Annotated in this window: 17 protein-coding genes and 2 pseudogenes; 16 read left to right on the forward strand and 3 right to left on the reverse strand. The window is 33.9% G+C overall.

The window, feature by feature from the left end; all coding sequences use genetic code 11:
- Positions 1 to 208: 208 nt before the first annotated feature.
- The 11 genes and pseudogenes from AC1RPJ_RS00940 to AC1RPJ_RS00990 all read left to right on the forward strand — a co-directional run.
- Positions 209 to 550: pseudogene (locus AC1RPJ_RS00940) on the forward strand (helix-turn-helix domain-containing protein); the annotation flags it as partial.
- Positions 551 to 568: 18 nt separating this feature from the next.
- Positions 569 to 1,588, forward strand: coding sequence for a hypothetical protein (locus tag AC1RPJ_RS00945; RefSeq protein WP_481761150.1), 1,020 nt, complete (start codon positions 569 to 571; stop codon positions 1,586 to 1,588).
- Positions 1,588 to 2,961 (forward strand): FAD-dependent oxidoreductase, encoded by a 1,374-nt coding sequence (locus tag AC1RPJ_RS00950; RefSeq protein WP_481760989.1) that lies wholly within the window; start codon positions 1,588 to 1,590, stop codon positions 2,959 to 2,961. The genes AC1RPJ_RS00945 and AC1RPJ_RS00950 overlap by 1 nt, the downstream gene beginning before the upstream one ends.
- Positions 2,962 to 3,304: 343 nt before the next feature.
- Complete coding sequence (gene nagE / locus AC1RPJ_RS00955; RefSeq protein WP_481760988.1) at positions 3,305 to 5,287, forward strand: N-acetylglucosamine-specific PTS transporter subunit IIBC; 1,983 nt, start codon at positions 3,305 to 3,307, stop codon at positions 5,285 to 5,287.
- Positions 5,288 to 5,459: 172 nt separating this feature from the next.
- Positions 5,460 to 7,379, forward strand: a complete 1,920-nt coding sequence (locus AC1RPJ_RS00960) for a fructose-1,6-bisphosphatase (RefSeq protein ID WP_481760987.1) — start codon at positions 5,460 to 5,462, stop codon at positions 7,377 to 7,379.
- Between the two features lie 157 nt (positions 7,380 to 7,536).
- A pseudogene (locus AC1RPJ_RS00965) lies at positions 7,537 to 10,257 on the forward strand (sigma-54-dependent transcriptional regulator).
- A gap of 131 nt (positions 10,258 to 10,388) precedes the next feature.
- Positions 10,389 to 10,700, forward strand: coding sequence for a PTS sugar transporter subunit IIB (locus AC1RPJ_RS00970; RefSeq protein ID WP_409021738.1), 312 nt, complete (start codon positions 10,389 to 10,391; stop codon positions 10,698 to 10,700).
- A 22-nt stretch (positions 10,701 to 10,722) separates the two neighbouring features.
- Complete coding sequence (locus AC1RPJ_RS00975) at positions 10,723 to 11,040, forward strand: PTS lactose/cellobiose transporter subunit IIA (RefSeq protein ID WP_481760986.1); 318 nt, start codon at positions 10,723 to 10,725, stop codon at positions 11,038 to 11,040.
- 27 nt (positions 11,041 to 11,067) lie between these two features.
- Entirely contained in the window at positions 11,068 to 12,354 is a 1,287-nt protein-coding gene (locus AC1RPJ_RS00980) for a PTS sugar transporter subunit IIC (protein WP_409021736.1), read from the forward strand.
- 64 nt (positions 12,355 to 12,418) lie between these two features.
- Positions 12,419 to 13,825: a glycoside hydrolase family 1 protein gene (locus AC1RPJ_RS00985; protein WP_481760985.1), complete on the forward strand. Its 1,407-nt coding sequence runs from the start codon at positions 12,419 to 12,421 to the stop codon at positions 13,823 to 13,825.
- Positions 13,826 to 13,844: 19 nt separating this feature from the next.
- Complete coding sequence (locus AC1RPJ_RS00990; RefSeq protein WP_481760984.1) at positions 13,845 to 14,267, forward strand: DUF3284 domain-containing protein; 423 nt, start codon at positions 13,845 to 13,847, stop codon at positions 14,265 to 14,267.
- A 48-nt stretch (positions 14,268 to 14,315) separates the two neighbouring features.
- Here the strand turns inward: AC1RPJ_RS00990 and AC1RPJ_RS00995 are convergent, their stop codons facing one another.
- Entirely contained in the window at positions 14,316 to 15,173 is an 858-nt protein-coding gene (locus tag AC1RPJ_RS00995; RefSeq protein WP_481760983.1) for a DegV family protein, read from the reverse strand.
- Positions 15,174 to 15,695: a DUF1836 domain-containing protein gene (locus AC1RPJ_RS01000; protein ID WP_481760982.1), complete on the reverse strand. Its 522-nt coding sequence runs from the start codon at positions 15,693 to 15,695 to the stop codon at positions 15,174 to 15,176. It lies immediately after the preceding gene.
- A 162-nt stretch (positions 15,696 to 15,857) separates the two neighbouring features.
- Here AC1RPJ_RS01000 and AC1RPJ_RS01005 point away from each other — a divergent pair, with 162 nt between their 5' ends.
- The gene (locus AC1RPJ_RS01005) at positions 15,858 to 17,276 is read left to right on the forward strand and encodes a C69 family dipeptidase (protein ID WP_481760981.1); all 1,419 of its coding nucleotides are present in this window, start codon (positions 15,858 to 15,860) and stop codon (positions 17,274 to 17,276) included.
- Between the two features lie 167 nt (positions 17,277 to 17,443).
- On the opposite strand, the gene AC1RPJ_RS01010 is transcribed toward AC1RPJ_RS01005, so the two are convergent.
- On the reverse strand, positions 17,444 to 18,154 hold the full coding sequence (locus tag AC1RPJ_RS01010) for a GntR family transcriptional regulator (RefSeq protein WP_481760980.1): 711 nt from the start codon (positions 18,152 to 18,154) through the stop codon (positions 17,444 to 17,446).
- Positions 18,155 to 18,516: 362 nt separating this feature from the next.
- On the opposite strand from AC1RPJ_RS01010, the gene AC1RPJ_RS01015 reads away from it, so the two are divergent.
- Genes AC1RPJ_RS01015 through AC1RPJ_RS01030 form a run of 4 tightly spaced genes read left to right on the forward strand, consistent with a single transcriptional unit; the run spans position 18,517 to position 22,037 of the window.
- The gene (locus tag AC1RPJ_RS01015; protein WP_481760979.1) at positions 18,517 to 19,899 is read left to right on the forward strand and encodes a glycoside hydrolase family 1 protein; all 1,383 of its coding nucleotides are present in this window, start codon (positions 18,517 to 18,519) and stop codon (positions 19,897 to 19,899) included.
- Positions 19,899 to 21,347, forward strand: a complete 1,449-nt coding sequence (locus AC1RPJ_RS01020) for a PTS sugar transporter subunit IIC (protein WP_481760978.1) — start codon at positions 19,899 to 19,901, stop codon at positions 21,345 to 21,347. Before AC1RPJ_RS01015 ends, AC1RPJ_RS01020 begins: the two co-directional genes overlap by 1 nt.
- A gap of 15 nt (positions 21,348 to 21,362) precedes the next feature.
- A complete protein-coding gene (locus AC1RPJ_RS01025; protein ID WP_481760977.1) occupies positions 21,363 to 21,683 on the forward strand; it encodes a PTS sugar transporter subunit IIB in 321 nt (106 codons plus the stop codon).
- Between the two features lie 21 nt (positions 21,684 to 21,704).
- Complete coding sequence (locus AC1RPJ_RS01030) at positions 21,705 to 22,037, forward strand: PTS lactose/cellobiose transporter subunit IIA (protein ID WP_481762169.1); 333 nt, start codon at positions 21,705 to 21,707, stop codon at positions 22,035 to 22,037.
- Positions 22,038 to 22,050: the final 13 nt, after the last annotated feature.

Consider the following 22,050-nt stretch of genomic DNA (forward strand, 5'->3'; position numbering starts at 1 on the left):
TTAATAGAATTAAATTAAATTGGCCTTTTTAATCGTATTGGGTAAGTGGTCAAGTGAAGCTGGGGATTTTTTTATGTATATGGAAGATTTTTTAGATGGGCAGGAAAGAACTTTTAACCAAATACTAGAACTATTACAAACACATGGTGGTTATTTAAGTAAGAAAAAATTAATGGAATTACTCCAAATATCTGGTAATTCTTTACGAATGTACCTAAAAAATATTGAAATAACGCTTGAGGAAGCTACCGCTTCAGGTCATGTTCATTTTGAAGTGAGCGCTAATAACGTTGAATTTGAAGTAGATGGTACGACAAATTTATCGAATATTAGTACTGATTTTTTAAGAGAATCGTATAAATACAAAATAATAATGTATTTGTATGCGAATGAAACATTGAATTTAATTGATCTTGAGAACGAATTACATATCAGTGGGTCGTCAATAACAAGGTGAATTAAAGAATTAAATGAAACGTTAGCAGGATTTGATCTAAAAATTAAAAATCGACGATTAGTTGGGACTAAAATTCAACTGAATTATTTTTATTACCTTTTTTTCATTAGGGTGGTTCCATTCACTGATCGCGAAGAACTCTTATCTAGAAATGAGACGATTAACGATTACGTTAATGTTTTAGATGAACAATATGACTTAGGATGGAAAGACGACGAGAAACTTAGAGTTTTTCTATGGCTTAAAATTTATATTCGAATTAATTCATATAAAGAGCAACATGTTCAGACATTAACGCCTATTTCTCGTGAATTAATCAAAAATAATCTCGCATACAGTAAAGTTAAATTAAGTCTTTTTAGATTTTTAAAAAAATATTCACTTTCCTTTTCTGAAGAAGATGCTGTTGGGTTCTATTACTTTTTAATTGGATTTGATTTAATTAAAAACGATTCTGAATTATATGTTCAAATTAAAGATGACGATATTGATAAAAAAACACCCATCAATAGTGCAATTAGTCTTTTTTGGAGTGATATTGAGAAATATACTTACTTCAAACGGGATTCAAAAATTTCTTATAATTTATTTAATTCATACAGCAAATTAGCCATATTTAAAGGTGAAAGTTTTAGTTATAATCGAACAATTATGGAATTTAATCGTAAATCATTAGAACGAGAAGACTTTTCGCAGATCATTCAAAAATTATTGACGGCGTATCAATCTGTTACACAGTTCGATGGCTTAAATTCGCCAGATGATTTATATTATCTACAAAATCAGTATTTATATATCTTGAATATTTTAAACTTCGAGTTTGATGACGTTTTAAAAATTGGCTTATTAATTAATCGTGATCCAATTATGGAAAAACTAACCGTAATCATTATGGAACGTGTTTTAAGCAGCGTTTTAAACGCTCAAGTAGAAATTTATCAAGAAGGTAAAGAATATGATTTAATTGTGACAAATAGGATGGGTGTTAACCAAGATCAATTTAATTCACCATTATATGTGATGTCAGAAATTGGTGTTAGTTCAGATCAAGTTATTACTGATGTCGTAAATGAAATTTTAGAAATTGATAAGGTTAGAAAAATTAACACGCAAAGCTTGGAGGAAAAATAATGAAGTATGTCATTATCGGCGGAACGCACGCAGGGATAGCTGCCGCTAGAACAATTTCAAAATCAGATCCAAATGCCGAAGTAATTATTATGGAAATGAAAGATAGCGTTAGCTATATCTCATCTGGAATTAATTTGTTATTTGATGGGGTTATTGATAACTTAGAAGAAGCGAGTTATGCGACACCTGCTGCGTTAGAGTCTGAAGGTATTAAATTGATGCTTGGTACTGAAGTGTTGCACGTTAGTACGGAGGATAAACGTTTATACTTTGTTAATGCAGATAAACAATACAGTTACAGCAACTATGACAAATTAATTTTAGCTAATGGGTCTAAGGTTGTTAAACCACATATTAAAGGGATAGATAATGAAAATGTTGTTTTTTATAAAAATTTAGAAGAATCAAAAAAGGCTATGGAACAGTTGTGCCCAACTAATAGGCGTATTTTAATTGTTGGTGCAGGATTAGTGGGGCTTGCATTAGCTAGCTCAATTTATGAGGGACGTAAAGGCGAAAAAGTTGATGTTACAGTAGTTGAAGCTATGGGAGGTGTTTTGACACGGTACGTAGATCAAGAAATTGGTAATCGGATAATTGATGATTTAAGAGAAAAAGGGATAAAGATTGTATTAAAAAATGATGTTCATGCTATTAATGTGGATGAGAATAACAAAATAGTTAGCGTTTCGACAACTGACCAAGAAATCGCCTGTGATTTAGTCGTTTTTTCGGTTGGATTAAAACCTAACAATGATTTTTTGAGAGACGCTGTTGAACTTAATCAAAATAATACCATTAAAATCAATGATTACATGCAGACAAGTGATAAAGACATCTATGCAGCAGGTGATAATGCCGGATTTAAACAAACTGTCAGCCAACGTCGAGAGTATCAACCTCTTGTTAATAACGCTATTAAAGGTGCAATTGTGGCGGCGTATAACTGTACGGGTCTATTTAGTCCTGTTAAAGTTGAAACGACGCAAGGAACAGCGGGGATGAACTTATTCGGTCATTATTTAGCAACGACAGGTGTCACTGAAGAAAACGCACCATATATCGGATTGGATGTTCTATCCAATACAATTGAAAATAAGATTCAATATGATTACGTTAAAAATGGTTCCAAAATACTTATAAAAGTTGTGTACAGGAAAGATACTGAAGTCATTGTTGGTGCACAAATTTATTCGAAACATGATATTTTAGATATGATTAATATCATGTCAGTAGCTATTAATATGCAAATGACGATGGCTAAATTATCATCAATGGATTTTTATTTTAATCCTGAATACAATAAAGCGTTAAATACTTTAAATGAAGTTGCCCTTACGAGAAGGACAAAAGACCGTCATATCAGTAAATAAGCTGTAAATGTCAAAATTTGCGAGTTAACCCTCAAATATTAATATTTTTTATGGGGAATTACATGGCATAATAAGTCTTGTAAATAAATGATTCAAAGAGTTTATTGATTAGGACACAGAATATCGAAGAGAAAATTTAGTGTGGGGACGCTTGTTTTCTAAAAAGTTGGTTGCTTAATATAATTAAGCAACTTTTTTTTTGTCTAAAAAATAAAATTGGTATAGATGTTTAATTTATTTTCTAAAGCCTTGTATACACGTTTTTCACTTGATTTGTATTTGATTTGAATTTTTTTGGTCTAACCTGTATGATAGTTTTTATAAGAAAAAAAGGGGATAAAAAATGAAAAGTTATTTACAGAGAATGGGACGTTCGTTAATGTTGCCTATCGCAGTACTACCGGCAGCAGCATTACTGGTTGGAATTGGAACTTGGTTGCCACAAGATTGGTTTGCGGCGGCATTTATGCAGGCCGGCGGAAACGCAATTCTAGGTAATCTAGCATTATTATTTGCTGCTGGTTTAGCTTTAGGAATGTCGACTAACAAGGATGGCGCAGCTGCGTTAGCTGGTGTTGTTGCATTTGAAATTCCAGTTAAAATGTTGGAACCGACTTCGGTTGCGGCTTTATTAGGAGTAAAAGTAACAGATGTTGATCCTGCATTTAGTTCTATCAGTAGTAATGTGTTTATTGGGATTATTGCCGGATTAATTGCGGCAGCAATGTATAATCGTTTCCATAGTGTGAAGTTACCAATGGCTATTTCATTCTTTAGTGGGAAACGATTAGTACCCATTATGTCAGCATTGGTAATGATTTTTGTTACCTTAGCTTTATTATTTGCATGGCCAGTTGTTTATGCTTGGTTAGTTGCATTTGGTAAGTTTATGGTTGGACTTGGATGGGTTGGAGCTGGTTTATACGGATTCTTCAACCGGCTTTTAATTCCAACCGGATTACATCAAGCGTTGAATTCAGTATTTTGGTTCGACGTTGCTAAAATTAATGATATCGGGAACTTTTGGAGTAATACAGGAATTAAAGGAACTACAGGTATGTACATGGCAGGATTTTTCCCAATCATGATGTTTGGGCTACCAGCTGGTGCGTATGCCATTTATCGAAATGCTTTACCTGAACGTAAAAAAGAAGTTGGCTCATTGATGCTAGCTGGTGCATTTGCATCATTTTTCACAGGCGTGAGTGAACCTTTAGAATTTTCATTTATGTTCGTTGCATGGCCTTTATACGTCATTCATGCGGCATTAACCGGGTTATCTTTAGCTTTTGCCGCATTTATGCACTGGACAGCTGGATTTACATTTAGTGCGGGCTTAGTTGATTACGTCTTGAGTATACGTGTACCAATGGCTAATATGCCACTAATGCTGTTGGTACAAGGTGTTGTGATGGCAATTATTTATTACACACTATTCAATTTTGCCATTAAGAAATTTAACTTAATGACACCAGGTCGCGAACCAATTACTGAAGATATTCAACTATCGCCTGAATTAGGGGATGACAAATATGCACGACAAGCTCAAATTGTTTACGCTGCTATTGGTGGTAAAGATAATTTAACAGTCGTTGATAATTGTACAACCCGTCTTCGTCTACAAGTTAAAGATACAAGCCATATTAATGAAGATGCACTTAAAGCATCAGGTGCTGCTGGGTTTAAAGTTATCGATAAAACAAATATTCAAGTCGTTATTGGAACTGAAGTTCAATTTGTTGCTGACGAGCTTGGTAAGTTATATGAGTCAAAGGCTGATTCTATTTCATTAAGTAATGAAAAGTTACAGGCTGAGACGGATAAATCAAGCGCTACAGCTAATCATAATGATTCAACGGTTATTGGTAGTGAAACGTTTTATACGGTTGCAGAGGGCGAATTAATGTCTATTTCGGATGTTAAAGATGCTACCTTTGCTGAAAAAATGTTGGGTGATGGTTATGCAGTCGAACCAGCTAATGGCGAAATTTATACACCGGTTGCTGGTAAAGTAGCAAGTATCTTTCCAACGAAACATGCAATTAGTATCACGACTGAAACGGGATTAGAAGTCCTATTACACATGGGAATTGATACCGTTCAATTAGAAGGTAAACCTTTTGAAGTGACTATTTCTGAAGGCGAAACTCTTAAACCAGGTGACTTAGTTGCGCGAGTTGATTTAAACGCAATTAAAGCTGCTGGTAAGGAAACAACGATGATGGTCGTTTTAACGAATATGGATAAAGTGTCTAATATAACGTTTGATCATTTGAATGAGACAGTTAAAGCCAATGAAGTTTCGGCAATTGTTCAAACTAAATAAGAATAAATGAAGCAGGCCAAAACTTTTGGTCTGCTTTTTTGGTATAGGTAGCTGGTTTATAAAAAAGCTTATATATAATAATATGACTCATTTAATAAGTTGTAATTGGTATTGGCAAACCGGCATGGTATAGTGACTGTAAGCGCATCATAAAATGAAGGAGGCCATTTAAATGAATCCCTATTATTTAACGTTATTGGAAAAAAGATTTCCGACTAAACAAAGTATTGTCACTGAAATTATTAATTTAGAGGCCATTCTTAATCTACCCAAAGGAACGGAGCATTTTGTTAGTGATGTTCACGGTGAATATAACGCATTTCAACATGTTTTAAGAAATGGTTCAGGAAATGTTAAACAAAAAATTCAAGAAATTTTTGAAGGCCGTTTGACTGAAGAGAGTATACAGGACTTTGCAATCTTAATTTATTATCCAGAAGAAAAACTAATTGCTAAAAAACAACAATTCACTTCACAACCTGAATTGGAGCAGTGGTATTTAGATACCATTGCCAGAATGATAGAGTTGTTACAAAAGACAGCAACAAAATATTCCCGTTCGAAGGTACGAAAGGCACTATCACCTGATTTTATGTATATAACAGAGGAATTATTATATAGTAATTCCAATGAACTTGATCAAAAAGATTATTATAATCGTATAATAGAAAATTTAATTAAATTAAATCAAGCAGAAGCATTTTTAACGGCTACAGCGTATACGATTCAAAGGTTAATCGTTGACCATTTACACGTAATTGGGGATATTTTTGATCGTGGTCCTGCGCCAGATAAAATTATGAAGACACTTCTTGATTATCATTCAGTTGACATTCAATGGGGAAATCATGATATTTTATGGTTAGGTGGTGCTGCTGGCTCGCCTTTATGTATCGCTAATTTATTGCGAATTTGTGCTAGATATAATAATTTAGCTATTGTTGAAGATGCATATGGGATTAATTTACGCCATTTAGCAACATTTGCCGATAAAACGTATCAAGATAATCCAGCATTTTCACCGAAAGTTAATTCAGCACAAGAAAAAATCAAAGAAGACGAACGACTTTTAATGACCAAAATACACCAGGCAATCGCTATTATTCAATTTAAATTAGAAGGACAGATTATTAAAAGACGTCCTGATTTTGATATGGCAAATCGTGCGATTTTAGAAAAGATTTGGAACAAAGGGTCAAAAATAGAAATCGATGGGAAACATTATTCACTACAAGATACTTGTTTTCAAACAGTTGATTGGGCAGATCCGTATAAATTAACAGATGATGAGTCAGAAATAATGGATAAATTAGTAGAATCATTTATCCATGCGACTAAATTACGAGAACATCTAGATTTTATGATGGCACGTGGTAGTATGTTTAAACGATATAATGGGAACTTGTTAGTTCACGGCTGTATTCCAGTTACACAAGAAGGTAAATTGGAGGGCTTTGAGCTAAAAGGGAAAGCATATGCAGGACCAGAATTATTAGCTTTTTTTGAAGATAATTTACGTAAAAGCTATGCTAAACCTAAAAAATCTACTGACCTTGAAACTGATTTACTTTGGTATTTATGGCAAGGACCCAAATCGCCTTTATTTGGGAAACATGCGATGAAAACTTTTGAACGTTACTTTATTAATGATGAAGAAGTTCAAGTTGAGATACCAAATGCGTATTACAAATTACGACATGATGAAGCATTTTGTCGTCATATATTAGAAGAATTCGGGCTTAATCCAGATAACGGTAAAATAATTAATGGGCATACACCAGTTAAGCGTGGGCACAAGCCGGTTATGGCCAATAAAAAGATGATTGTGATTGATGGTGGTTTCTCAAAAGCTTACCAATCAACTACTGGAATTGGTGGATATACGCTGCTCTCTAATTCATATGGCTTACAATTAGTTGCTCACCAACCCTTTACGTCTAAGTGGGATTCAATTGAAAATGGGACAGATATTATTTCAGTGAAACGAATTATTGATAGTGAAGTTAAAAGACAAACAATTGCTGAAACTGATATGGGAAAAGAACTTGCTAGTCGTGTTGTAGAATTAAAAAAATATTTACAGAGTAAATAAAAAATCTTACTGAAAAGTAAGATTTTTTATTTAGGTTATGATTTTCTGTGTAAAAGGAGAAAAGTAAGCCAGCAAATATTAGTGTGTAAATGTAAAAAAGATTGCGGTATACTAGTGGTAAGCGTTTTCTTTTAGCGTGTAAGGGAGTAGTGATAACTTGGGAGATCGAAAAAATGATATTTATAATCTTTTAAAAAATAAGGAAATAGCGATGGATGCGACACAGATTGCAGACGAGCTTAATTGCAATCGCGCAAATGTGAGTCGTTATTTGAATGATTTATATAAAAATGGTGACGTTACAAAAAGTGATGGGCGCCCTGTTCTCTATCAGTGGGCATCACTTGAAGAAAAAGAAACACGTCAAAAAGAAATTAATGATAAAAGTGTTAAAGAGATGAGTTTCAAAAAGTTAATCGGGTCTAATGATTCATTAAAGGTTATGATCCAACAAGCCGAAGCAGCCATTTTATATCCACCAAGAGGACTACACACAATTATTTTTGGTGAAACGGGAACGGGTAAATCTTTGTTTGCTGAATGTATGTATCAGTTTGCATTAGAATCAGAAATGGTGAAGGCTGATGCGCCTTTTATCCGGTTTAATTGTGCGGATTATGCGAATAATCCACAGTTACTTTTTGCGCATATATTTGGTGTTAAAAAAGGGGCCTACACAGGTGCTGATCAAGATAAAAAAGGATTAATGGATAAAGCTAACGGTGGTATTTTATTCTTAGATGAAATTCATCGATTACCTCCTGAGGGACAAGAAATGCTCTTTACCTTTATTGATAAGGGGTTTTATCGGCCTTTAGGAGAGTCTTCAATTACTAAAGAAGCGAGTGTACAGATTATTGGGGCAACGACTGAAACGTCAGAAAATTTTTTGAGCACATTTAATCGACGTATTCCAATGGCAATTACATTACCGCCTATCTCAAAACGAACAATTGATGAACGTTATGGGATAGTCATGAATTTTTTTGAACAAGAAGTCGGTAGATTGAGCCAAGATATTATTGTTGAGCGAGATGCGATGCTTGCATTAATGTTATACGAGCCTGAAGCAAATATTGGTCAAATTCAGAGGGATATTAAAGTTGTTTGTGCAAAGGCCTTCTTGTATTTTAGAACGCATGAAACGGCTTCGTTATATATCAGATTAAAAGACTTACCATTGAATGTTCAAAAAGGACGTTTGGAAGGTAAATCCAAATATAAAAAAATTGATGTCTTAATGGAACGTTTAGCGAAACGAACAAATGAAAAAAATACAAAAGTTGTGACTTTTAAAAATAGCGAAACGGTAGAAAAAAACGATCAAAAACCAACGGTTTATGAAACAATTGATAAAAAAGTGAGTGAAACTGATAAACAGAATTTTAAATCACTAAATCTTAAAACGTTAATCGATTCAGATGATAAAGGTTATTTTAAAGATTACATTGAACAATTATCGGGTGAAGGCGTTCGAAAAGAGTTACTACCAGATGATATTTGGACGGTTACCAATGAAGTTTATGACTTAGCCCAGAATAAATTAGGGCAAAAATATAATGAAAATGCACGATTTGCATTTGGATTACACCTTGTTAGTGCTATTGAAAGAATCAGGAAAAATGTCGCAATTATTCATCCTGATTTAAATAATTTACGACAAAAAAATCCAAAAGCCTTTCGTGTTGCACTGGAAATGGCAGATAAAATTGAACATGAATTTGATATTGAAATTCCATTAGATGAAATTGGATTTATTACAATGTTTTTGAGCTCTGATTTAAGTGTTAAGAAACAACAAAATGAAATTAAAGTCGGTATCATCGTGCTAATGCACGGGGCATCAACGGCTTCTTCTATGTTACAGACAGCACAAGAATTACTTGGTACAACAAAGGGAAAAGCAATTAATATGCCACTTGATGTAAATGTTTCGGAAATTTATGATCAAGTACGAGATTATGTACTGGATAGTCAGGAACAATTGAAAAAAGGGTTATTACTTTTAACTGACATGGGCTCTTTAACTAGTTTTGCATCAATGTTAGGTGAAGAAACAGGGATTAATATTCGAGCTGTTTCAATGACGAGTACGTTAGTTGTGCTTGAATCATTAAGAATTGCGATTGCCGGTCGTGAACTAGAAGATATTTACGCAAATGCACAACATATTTTTGAATCGTCTGTAAAAGAGCAGTTTTTCCATATGCATCCTAGGAAAAAAGCAGTTATCGTAGCTTGTTTTACCGGCGAAGGTGTCGCCGCAAGATTATATGATCGTATTATGCCAATTGTAAACGAAGACGAAGTTAAAGTAATTCGGATGCAATATTTAGAAAAAGATGCATTTAAAAAGCACATTAATACATTAATGCGCGATTATGATGTGAAGGCAATTGTTGGTACCGTCGAGGTTTCTTACCAAAGAGTGCCATTCTTTTCTGCTTTAGATATCTTTAATGATGAAACCTTACAAGTTTTGCAGCGGATGTTGTCTGATAACGACTTAACGCGAGAAACAATTAATGCATTGGAAGGTAGTATTAATTCAGTTAATTCTGTCCCAGATTTAATTCATACTATTCAAACCATGATTATTAAAATTTAATCAGATTTACAGATTGTTCTTGATCCAGAGATTATCGTAGGGATCATGATGCATCTAGCATTTCTAGTAGATTCAAGATTGAAAAATCAATCAATTAAACCGTTTAAGAATGTCCAAGAATTTTCAGCTGAGAATCATTTACAGATGGAAATAGTTAAAACGGCCCTGATTATTGTTGAAAAAATGTATAATATTAAGATTTCAGATGATGAAGTTGCCTATATTGTCCAAATTTTTATGGGTAATACGTTGAATAAAGTCAGTGTGTAATAGTGACTAGTAGTGTGCAAATAAAATAAAAGACCATCGAAAGCGCTTTCTTAAAGCCTTTTCGATGGTCTTTATTTTTGGCATGGAACTTGCGTATATAAGAGTATAAATAGAAAAAGGAGTGGCAAATTATGAAAACGATTATGTTAGTTTGTTCAGCGGGTATGAGTACAAGTTTATTGGTGTCAAAAATGCAAAAGGCTGCAGAAGCAGAGAACTATGATTCAGAAATCTTTGCAGTTGGTGCTTCAGAGGCAGATTCAATGCTTGAATCAAAACCAGTTGATATTTTAATGTTAGGCCCACAAGTTCGTTTTATGAAAGATGAATTTGAAAAAAAGGTTGCTGACAAAAATATTCCGGTAGAAGTTATCAATATGCAAGATTACGGCATGATGAATGGCGAAAAAGTTCTTGCAACAGCTAAAAGCTTAATTAAATAAAAAATAAAAGGGGTAATCAGATATGAACGAAAATGATGCACAAATGCAAACAATCATGGGGCTGATTGTTAATGGTGGAAACGCTAAAAGTGATTCTATGGAAGCAATTCACGCCGCTAAAAAAGGCGATTTTGAAACCGCAGCTGCTAAGTTAGCTGATGCTGACAAATCACTCATTGAAGCACATCATTCTCAAACAGCCATGTTAACGCAAGAAGCTTCAGGGGATCCGGTACCAGTTAGTTTATTAATGGTTCATGGACAAGATCATTTAATGAATGCGATTACATTTAGAGACTTAGCTGGTGAGGTAGTAGATCTATACAAAAAAATAGGATAAGTACTAAACTTTAAGGAGGAACTACTCATGGACAAATTTATAAAATGGATGGATATTCACTTTATTCCAGTAGCTTCAAAAATTGGGGCACAAAGACATTTGGTGGCAATTCGAGATGCATTCGTTGTTATTATGCCACTTATGATTTTAGGTGCTCTGGGAACATTAATTAATAACTTACCAATTCCAGGTTTTTCAAATTTTATGGACGGACTATTTCCTAAAATAGTTAACGATGTTCCAATCTGGAAGGGTGTAGGAGCAGGCGTTTGGAATGCTAGTTTTGGTATTATGTCATTATTCGTTGCATTCTTAGTAGCTCATAACGTTGCAAAATCATATGGTAAAGATGGTATGGCTGCTGGTACAGTATCAGTTGCTTCATTCTTCGCTTTAGGTGGTTTGCAATTAGCTGGGATGTCTTCAGTAGGATTATTCGTTGCACTTGTTGTCGGTTTGGTTTCAGCAGAATTATTCCAACGTTTAAGTGGTAACAAACATTTAATCGTTAACATGCCTGATGGTGTTCCACCTGCTGTTGCAAAAGCATTCGCTTCATTATTTCCAGCAATGATTGTTGTTACAATCTTTGCCTTTATCAATACATTATTCCAAGGATTCGGCGTAACTGATATTATTGCATCATTCTACAAACTTGTTCAAGAACCATTTATGGGCTTGGCAAATTCATATCCATCAGCATTATTATTAGCATTTATTGCACCATTCTTATGGTTCTTTGGTTTACATGGAGCTAATATGATTGATCCATTAATGCAAACAATTAACGCACCTGCTATTGCAGCTAACGTTAAAGCACTTAGTGAAGGTAAAACAATTCCTTTTATCGTTAACAAACCTTTCTTCGATTCATTTGTTAACTTAGGTGGAACTGGTGCAACTATTGGTTTGATTATTGCCATCTTCATTGTTGGTCGTAAAAATAAACCTTACAAAATGATTGGATCACTATCAGCAGCTCCTGGTATTTTCAATATCAATGAACCAATGATGTTTGGACTTCCAATTGTGTTGAATCCAATTATGTTCGTACCATTTATTTTGACACCAATGGTACTTGTGACTGTTGCGTATATTGCAACCGCCACTGGAATTGTGCCAGCAGCAACGGTAATGCCCCCATGGGTTACACCACCAGTAATTGGCGGGATTTTGGCAACTAAGAGTTTAGCTGGTGGGGTTTTAGCCGCAGTTAATGTGGTTATCTCAGCGTTAATTTACGCACCATTCGTTATCTTAGCAACAAAACAAATTGAAAAAGCTGAAGCAGAAGCTGAAGCAGCAAAAAAATAAAATAAAAGCGAATCTCTTTACGTTATTCTGTAAAGAGATTTTGTGTTAAATAAAGGAGTTTACTATGGTTAAATATGAATTTCCAAAAGATTTCTGGTGGGGGTCAGCTGCGAGTGGACCACAATCTGAAGGTCGTGTTTCAGGAGATGGAAAAGCTGATAATATTTGGGATGCTTGGTATCAAGCAAGCCCTGAAAAGTTCTTTAATCAGGTTGGACCCGAAAATACATCAAGGGTTTATCAAAAATACCAAGAAGATATCTCTTTGATGAAACAAACAGGTCATAATTCATATCGGACTTCAATTCAGTGGTCACGTTTGATTCCAAATCCATTCACTGGAGAGGTTAATCCTGAAGCTGTTACCTTTTATAACCATTTAATAGATGATTTAATTGCCGCTGGAATTGAACCTTTTATGAACCTTTACCATTTTGATATGCCAATGGTGTTACAAGAAAATGGTGGTTGGTTAAATCGTGAAGTTGTAGACTTGTATACGGACTATGCAGAAACTTGTTTTAAATTATTTGGCGATCGCGTTAAAAAATGGTTTACTCAAAATGAACCGATTGTTCCAGTTGAGGGTGGGTATTTATATGGATGGCATTTACCTGATGAACGTAATTTAAAGCATGGTGTCCAGGTGGCTTATCATGAAGCATTGGCAAGTGCTAAAGCAGTTGAAAAGTATCATTCACTCAATTTAGGTGGCACAATTGGGATTATTTTAAATTTAATGCCAACGTATCCAAAAGATGAGACAAATCCAGCAGATGTTAAAGCAGCCAAATTTGTTGATGGATTCTTTAATCGTTCATTTTTAGATCCCGCAATTAAAGGCACTTTCCCTCAAGATATTGTTGAGTGGTTGCATGAATATGACTTAATGCCAATCTATCATCAAAGTGATTTAGATGTTATTAAAGAAAATACTATCGATTTATTAGGCGTTAATTATTATCAACCAAGGCGAGCAGCGGCGAAAATAATTAAAGCCGAACCAGAAGGTGAAAATGGCTGGATGCCTGAAGATTTTTATACAGTATACGATATGCCTGGAAAAAAAGTTAATCCTTATCGTGGCTGGGAAATTTATGAAAAAGGAATTTATGATGCACTAATCAATATTAAGGATAATTATGGTAATATTGATTGTTTCATCTCTGAAAATGGGATGGGTGTTGAAGATGAAGCCAGATTTATTAATGCAGATGGGCAAATTAATGATGATTATCGAATTGAATTTGTTCAAGATCATTTGAAATGGGTTCATAAGGCACTTGAAGAAGGTAGTAACGTTCATGGCTACCATATGTGGACATGTATGGATAATTGGTCATGGTTAAATGCTTACAAGAACCGTTACGGATTTATTAGTGTTGATTTAGATAATGAAGCAAAACGCACAATTAAGAAGAGCGGTTACTGGTTTAAAAAAATGACAGAACAAAATGGATTTAATGACTAAAAATGGAGGCGAATGACTGATGGAAATGGAAATGAAATTAAAAATGCCTGCAGATTATCTATTTGATCAAATTATGGAGTCCGTACTATATGATATTAAAGATCAGACAGGTCAGAAATTAACAAAAAATCAATTAGAGGGTTTTGCGTTCACGAAAAAGTTTTCAAAAACACAATCAGCTGCTTTAAAAGTAACAAAAATAGTTGAAAACGAAAGTTATCATTTTCAAACGGATAACAATCGTAATAAATTTGATGTAAGTTACGATATTAAGGTAATTGATGATAAACGTTGTTTGTTAAGTTATAAAGAAGTCATGACTTCTAAAGGCAAGATGCAACAAATGAATGATGCCTTCATGAGTATTCTTATGAGTTTCTTTAAGAAGAGAAATTTCAAAAAAATGCTTAAACAAATTGAAAATAAGTATGCAACTAATTAGACTAAAAATAAAGAAGCAAACCGTATTTATCGGTTTGCTTCTTTATTTTTAGTCTAAAATTTCAACACCAATACCGATAACACCAGGGCCAGCATGAACACCAAGAGCAGGTGATGCATCGCCAAAGTAAAAATGTTCAGCATTTGGATACTTAGTTTTTAAGGTTTCGAAGATACTTGCTGCTAAAGGCTCATTATTACCATATGCAACGGCTATATCGAAATGAAGAGAATCGCCAATCTTATCATCAACGAGTGATAATAATTTTTTTAGTGCAGCTTTTTCGCCTCGAGCTTTTGCAATAGGATAATAAATACCATTTTCATCACATGAAATAATTGGTTTGATGTTTAAGAGATTCCCCATAAGACCAGAGACACGTCCAATACGGCCACCAACTTGAAGATAGTGTAGGGTTGGTAAATAGAAAAAGACACTACTTCTATCAACCGCTAGTTGAACCTTTGTGACAATTTCGTCAAAATAATTGCCTTCTTTAATTAAGTTTGATGCTAAAATACCAGCTAATCCACCACCAATACCAACATTTTTTGTATCGATGACTTCAACAGTTAATGATGATAATTTGGCGAATGTTTTAATTGAATTATAAGTACCAGACAAACCGCTTGAGATCGTTGTTGCAATAACATGTGTATAGCCATCGGCTTTAATTTGGTCAAAAACGTCGTTAATTGAGCCACCTGAAGGCGTTGCGGTTGTTGGAATCTCAGTCTCCATACGTTCATAAACTTCCGCAGGTGAGATAGAGATACGATCTAAGTAAGTTGCATCACTGAATGTAATTAAAATAGGGACCATATAAATATGTTCCTGTTCCATAAATTCTTTAGGAATATCCGAACCTGAATCTACTAATACTGCTATTTTTTCTTTACTCATCATTTAATTGGCCTCCTTCATTAATATAACTAATTTTTCACTGATAATATGATTAATCACGGCACTTGCAGCCGTTCGTTGTTCTAATTCAATGATTGTTGTTTCAGTCGTGACGGGCTTTAAGTTGGTATCAAAGGTTAAAGATTTAAGTTGTTCGTTAAAAATTAAAGCGAAGTTCATGTAAGCATCTTCAGATGAGTTATCGACTAAAATTTGGTCGATACCATTCTTGATAACATCTAACGGAAAAGCAGATTTTAAAACAGTAATAACAATGATTGCTGCTAAATGTTCCTTGCGATATCTTTTTTTGATGGGTTTAAACATAACTTCTTTTTTTACGTAATTATTGACCATTGTAGGTGTTACAGGCATTAAGTGTAATGGCTCTAAGTATTGATTAACAAGTTTCACGGATTGATCCATATAAAGGTCTAATTCCGGGAAATCTTGCCAATCAGGTAATGTAATTTTCTTTAAGCTATCTAGCCAATTTAAAAAAGATGATGGAACTTTTTGGCTCAAATGATAACCCCCCTTAACGTAATATCTTTATATTAGCATTTACATCTAGAGTTGTAAACTAGATTTAACTGTTTCTTAAAGTATATAAAAATAGCATGTTTATATGAAGATAAAAGTTGTACACTATAAGGGTATTTAATAATGAGAAGGAGTGAATTATTTATGATGGAACAAGCATGTACAACAATTTTAGTTGGTAAGAAGGCCACAATTGATGGCTCAACGATGATTGCTAGAAATGATGATACGTTTTTGCCTATTACACCACAACGATTCTTGATGTACCCTGCAGTAACCGGACGTCATGAAACGTTAACTTCGAATAAAAATGGGTTTACTGCACCATTACCAGAAAATGGGTATCGCTGGACAGCAACACCTAATGTTGAGGTATCCAGCAAAGGTGTCTTTGATGAAAGTAGTATTAATGAAAAAAATGTTGCAATGAGCGCAACAGAAAGTGTCTATGCGAATGAACGTGTTTTAGCATACGATCCTTTAATTAAAAATGGTTTAGCAGAAGATTCATTACAAACAATGGTTGCACCTTATATTAAATCAGCAAAACATGGTGTTGAATATTTAGGGGCTTTAATTACAAAATACGGTTCACCTGAAGGAAATGGTGTCTTATTTAGTGATAAAAATGATGTTTGGTACATGGAAATTGTTACCGGACATCACTGGATTGCACAACGTATTCCAGATGATGCTTATGCTGTTGCAGCTAATCAAGTTGCTATTCAAGAAATTGATTTTGATAATACAGATAACTTTATGTGGTCAGACGGTATCCGTGAATATGTAGAAGAGCATCATTTAAACCCTGATAAAACAGGCTGGAACTTCCGTCATATTTTTGGAACAGACACAGAAAAAGATCGTCATTACAACACACCTCGTGTCTGGTATGGTCAACGTTGTTTGAATCCAGAAATTAAGCAAGAACCAACTTCAAGTGAATTACCATTCATTTGTTACGCAAATAAAAAAATCAGTGTTGAAGATGTGACTGCTATTTTAGGTTCACATTACAATGAAACACAATATGATCCATTTGGTCATGGTGCTGATGAAGATCGTTTACGATTCCGTCCTATTTCAATGAATAGAACACAAAATGCACACGTTCTTCAATTGAGAAATAATGTTGATGATGCACATTCTGCATTAATGTGGATCTGTTTAGGTGTTCCAGCATTTGCACCATTTGTGCCATTCTACACGAATGCAACAGACACAGACCCAAGTTACAGCGAAACACCGTTAACACTAGATATGAATAGTGCTTATTGGATGTATCGTACGGTTTCGATGTTAACAGAATCACATTATTCTCATTTTATTCAAGAAAATGTTGATTACTTAAAGGCATGTCGTCAACAGTTGAAGACGATGGTTGCTGATATTGATGCAGCATCTACAGATATGAGTGGGGATGAATTAACAAACTACCTCACACAACAAAATTACGCAATTGTTGCTGATATGCGTGAAAGAACGATGAACATGATTGGTCAATTCATTACTGAAGGATTAACATTATCTAAATTAACATTTAACATGGATGCTAATTTATAAAAATAATATTTAACATGGATGCTAATTTATAAAAATAATATTTAAATACTTTGTACGCAAAAAGGCGTAATTCCAATATAACTTTGGAATTATGCCTTTTTGCGTACCCACATATATTAAGTACAGATAATTATTTTTAATGTAAGTTAGTTCATAAGTGTGCCAGTTTAATTTGATTCAAAAACAAAATAAGAGCGTTTATTAAATTCATTTCTTGATTTTGAGTACTCGATGGCGTGACCATTCACAAGCCAAACAATTTGTTCTACTTCTAATATTGGCGTTTGTTCAACAACGTTTAAATAATTGATATCTAATTCAGTGGCTTGTCTGGCTTGTATTTTTCTAGACATACCTGACATATTTAACCCTAACGTATTTTTAATATAACTATATATGGAAGTTTCCAGTACGGATTTTGATAAACCTGGAACTAATTTAACAGGCATGTACGTATCTTCCAAGATGAAAGGATTTCCATCTAAAAGTCGGAGTCTAATAATATGGTATGTTGGCTCTTCTGCACTAATATTTAAATGAGTTTGAACCTCTTTTTGAGGGAATACAACTTCAAACTTAATGACGTGACTTGTTATTCTGTCCCGTCCTTCTTGTTTACTTAATCCATCAAAATTATCTGCCGGTGCATCAACGCTATTGATAAGAGTCGAGGGACCTATAACAACTGTTCCAAAACCAGATTTTTTTAATATAAATCCTTCTCGTGCTAAGTCATCTAACGCCTTCTTTAAGGTTATTGAACTGACATCGAAGCTAGCAGATAATACTTTTTGATCAGGTAAAATGCTACCTTTTGGATATATATTAGAAAGTATTCGTTCCCGAATTATATTTTTAACTAACTCATATTTTTTCATAAATCCCTGTTCCCCCATAGATTTTAATGTCAAATTTAGTATTATTTAAACTTTAGGTGCGATTTTAAAAAGTATATTACTCTGCTTATTAAAAATTAGATCTCAAAAAAAATAGGTATGATGTAACTATTTTAGAATTAGAGAATATTGTACCGATATTTAGTATGACTAATTAATCGGTTAATACCGAATTATAACACTCAACTACCCTCTTTTCTATATAAGTGATAGCCAGAGTTTAATAAAACATATATCTTTTGTATAACAAAAGTATTGTTTTATTATACAAAAGATATATAATAGTAAATGAAAGCGATTTCTTAGTTAAAAAATAATTTATTAGAAGAAGGGTTGATTGATATATGATAAATGAAAATAAGATGCCTAAAGGTTTTTATTGGGGTAATTCTGTATCAAGTATGCAGACAGAAGGAGCATGGCAGGCAGATGGTAAAGGGCTATCAGTTTATGATATCCGTGACTCAGATAAAGGTGTATCCGATTGGCACGATGCGATTGATGAGTTTAACAGATATGAAGAAGATTTGGATTTAATTGCAGATATGAATATGAATATGTATCGCATTCAGATATCGTGGACTCGAATAGTACCTGATGGTGATGGAACTATCAACGAGAAAGGTTTTGAGTATTATGACCGATTAATTGATGGGATGATTAAGCGTGGTATTGAGCCAATGGTTTGTCTCTATCACTTTGACATGCCGTTAGCGTTGGCCCAAAAGCAAAGTGGATTTCTATCTCGTAAAACTGTTGATGCTTTTGTTAGGTTTGGGAAAGTCGTTATTGATCATTTTTCAGACAGAGTTAAATATTGGATTACATTTAATGAACATAATCTATACTTCACTGATGAAACATTTCATATTTCTGGATATACCAAGACGGAAAAAACAATTGACGATATGTATACCATATTCCATCATACGATGATAGCTCACGCACAAATTGCACAATATATTCATGAACAATATAAAGAACTTAAGATTGGAGGTATGTTGGCATATACACCAGTTTATCCAGCAACGACTAATCCAAAAGATTCTTTTGCAGTAAGAAAACAAAATGAATTTATTTATGAAAATCTAAATTCGTTATTTGTCGGACAATCATATTCTCCTGAAGTACTTAAATATATAGAAGTGAATAATATTCAAATGGATTTTAAAGATAGAGATAAGCAATATTTAAATAAAATTAAATCTGATTTCATTTCCTTTAGTTACTATCGCACAATGGTCATGGATGCTGATAAAATTCCAAGTGACGAGGCACCAAATAGATATATGAATTATAGTGTAGAAGAAAATACTTATTTATCTAGTAGTGAGTGGTCATGGAATATTGATCCCTTAGGATTCCGAAATGTAATTACAGATTTGCATAATCGTTATAGATTACCTGTATTTCCAATTGAAAATGGAATTGGCATCAAGGAGCACAGGGACAGCACAAATATAATCCAAGATGATGCTCGAATTGAATATCATAAAAGTCATATTAAGGCTATGAAGGATGCAATGTTTATTGATGGTGCTCAAGTTGTGGGCTATCTGGGTTGGGGATTAATTGATATTCCTAGTTCACATGGTGACATGGAGAAAAGATATGGTGCAGTTTTTGTTGATAGAACAAATCATGATTTGAAAGATATGAAGAGAGTTCCAAAAAAATCATATTATTGGTTTAAGGATATCTTAGAAGAGAATGGAGAAAAAATATAATGGAAAATAAAACTGAAAATAAAGCAAACACGTTCATTACGAATAAGTTATTACCTATAATTATGAAATTTGTGAATACAAAACCTATAAGGGCTCTGCAAGATGGAATGGTATACGCATTACCTTTTATTATTATAGGATCCATATTTTTAATTTTGTCCAATTTCCCGGTGCCAAGTGTTGCAGATGCGCTTAAAGATTCAGGTTGGTCAGCATTTTTCACACAAGCATATACAACAACATTTGGTATTTTATCTATCTGGGCGGTAGTTGGTATCGCGTACGTATATGTTCGTAATGAGGGATATGAGGCATTACCCGCTGCATTGACAGCATTATCATCTTTCTTGATGTTACAGATGCTCCAAGTGGCCGCACCTTTAGCCGGAGTAATGGGTAAAAATGGAGCAGGTATTGTTAACAGTGCTGGTAAAGAGGTCCTAAGTGGTTCTGCAATAACAGAAAATATAGACAAATTACCTCATTCGCTTCAATCATTCATGCAGTCGCCAGTTAATGGTGTAATTAACATTAGTTGGTTGAGCGGTCAAGGAATGGTGGCTGCAATTATTGTAGGTATTTTGGTAGGTTGGGCATATACAAAAATGATTAAAGCTGGTTGGAAAATAACACTCCCAGAACAAGTGCCAACTAGTGTTGCTAATCAATTTACTGCCATGATTCCATCTGGTGTTATATTAACTGTTACTATGTTAATCTTTGCTTTAATTAAGACAGTGTTAAATACAGATATGTTAAATCTCATTTATAAGATGTTAGCAGCACCTATGCAAGGACTATCAGATTCATTAATTGGGGCTATATTGATTGCCTTCTTAGTATCATTCTTTTGGTTCTTTGGTGTTCACGGAGGACTGATTGTCGGTGGAATTGCAGGAGCCTTCTTAATTCCTAATACTTCTGGAAACGCTGCTTTATATCAAGCTGGTAAATTATCGTTAGGTAACGGGGCACATATTGTTACTAATGAATTTTATAATAATTTTATTAACTTGACGGGATCTGGAATAACCATCGGACTAGTTATTTTCACACTAGTTGCAGCTAAATCTGTTCAGCTTAAAACAATCGGTAAAATTGAGCTTATTCCAGCTATTTTTAATATTAATGAGCCTTTTCTTTTCGGATTACCTTTAGTTATGAATCCATTTTTAGCTATACCATTTTTCATGGTACCAGTTATTGTAGCAATCTCTACTTATGGGGTAATTTATTTCGGAATTGTACCACCTTTAAATGGTGTTGCGGCACCTTGGACAACGCCAGCAGTTATTTCAGGATTTTTAATTGGAGGTTGGAAGATGGCCTTATGGCAAGCGGTAACGTTAGTAATATCAGCTGTCGGATACTATCCATTCGCTAAAAAATATGATCAATATTTATGTAATCAAGAACAAGAGCAAGAATTAAATAATAAAGCAGAGTGAAAGGAATAAAAAATCATGGAGAAAAAAATTATTATGTTAGCTTGTTCAGCTGGTATGTCTACATCTCTACTAGTATCAAAAATGCAGGCGGCAGCTTCTAAGCAGAAAAAAGATTATGAAATATTTGCAACATCAACATCAGATGTAGACCATCAAATTGAAAGTGTTCATCCGGATGTATTGTTATTAGGGCCACAGGTCAGTTATATGAAGGAAGAAATTAAAAGTAAAACTGATGCTGCTGGAATTCCTATGGACGTCATTGATATGCTAGATTATGGGATGATGAACGGTGAAAAAGTATTACAAACAGCAGTAAATTTAATTGCGGAATAAAATAAATTTAGTGAAATGGGGATGAAAAATATGAATGATAAAGATATGACTGTAATAATGGGAATTATTATGGAATCGGGGAATGCGAAGGGATTTGCCGCTCAAGCAATCCGCATGGCTGAGCAGTCTGATTTTTCTAAATCTGATGATTTTATGAACCAAGCACAAGAGGCGTTAACTAAGGTGCACAATATCCAAACTACTTTGTTAACAAAAGAGGCCAATGGTGAAAAAACGAAACTTAATTTGTATTTGATACATTCGCAAGATTGGCTAATGACGAGTATCTGTTATATTGATTTAGCTAAAGAAATTATAACTATGTATAAATCAATTAAAAAAAACGCCGTATAAAATGACGCATTAT

It is taken from the genome of Dellaglioa sp. CoH-57-MRSF-17, from assembly GCF_056782015.1.

Bases quoted from the DNA above. Each gene is read 5' to 3' on its own strand.
- AC1RPJ_RS00950 (WP_481760989.1), top strand. From the start codon at position 1,588: ATGAAGTATGTCATTATCGGCGGAACGCACGCAGGGATAGCTGCCGCT.
- nagE (WP_481760988.1), top strand. From the start codon at position 3,305: ATGAAAAGTTATTTACAGAGAATGGGACGTTCGTTAATGTTGCCTATC.
- AC1RPJ_RS00960 (WP_481760987.1), top strand. From the start codon at position 5,460: ATGAATCCCTATTATTTAACGTTATTGGAAAAAAGATTTCCGACTAAA.
- AC1RPJ_RS00970 (WP_409021738.1), top strand. From the start codon at position 10,389: ATGAAAACGATTATGTTAGTTTGTTCAGCGGGTATGAGTACAAGTTTA.
- AC1RPJ_RS00975 (WP_481760986.1), top strand. From the start codon at position 10,723: ATGAACGAAAATGATGCACAAATGCAAACAATCATGGGGCTGATTGTT.
- AC1RPJ_RS00980 (WP_409021736.1), top strand. From the start codon at position 11,068: ATGGACAAATTTATAAAATGGATGGATATTCACTTTATTCCAGTAGCT.
- AC1RPJ_RS00985 (WP_481760985.1), top strand. From the start codon at position 12,419: ATGGTTAAATATGAATTTCCAAAAGATTTCTGGTGGGGGTCAGCTGCG.
- AC1RPJ_RS00990 (WP_481760984.1), top strand. From the start codon at position 13,845: ATGGAAATGGAAATGAAATTAAAAATGCCTGCAGATTATCTATTTGAT.
- AC1RPJ_RS00995 (WP_481760983.1), bottom strand. From the start codon at position 15,173: ATGATGAGTAAAGAAAAAATAGCAGTATTAGTAGATTCAGGTTCGGAT.
- AC1RPJ_RS01005 (WP_481760981.1), top strand. From the start codon at position 15,858: ATGATGGAACAAGCATGTACAACAATTTTAGTTGGTAAGAAGGCCACA.
- AC1RPJ_RS01010 (WP_481760980.1), bottom strand. From the start codon at position 18,154: ATGAAAAAATATGAGTTAGTTAAAAATATAATTCGGGAACGAATACTT.
- AC1RPJ_RS01015 (WP_481760979.1), top strand. From the start codon at position 18,517: ATGATAAATGAAAATAAGATGCCTAAAGGTTTTTATTGGGGTAATTCT.
- AC1RPJ_RS01020 (WP_481760978.1), top strand. From the start codon at position 19,899: ATGGAAAATAAAACTGAAAATAAAGCAAACACGTTCATTACGAATAAG.
- AC1RPJ_RS01025 (WP_481760977.1), top strand. From the start codon at position 21,363: ATGGAGAAAAAAATTATTATGTTAGCTTGTTCAGCTGGTATGTCTACA.
- AC1RPJ_RS01030 (WP_481762169.1), top strand. From the start codon at position 21,705: ATGAAAAATATGAATGATAAAGATATGACTGTAATAATGGGAATTATT.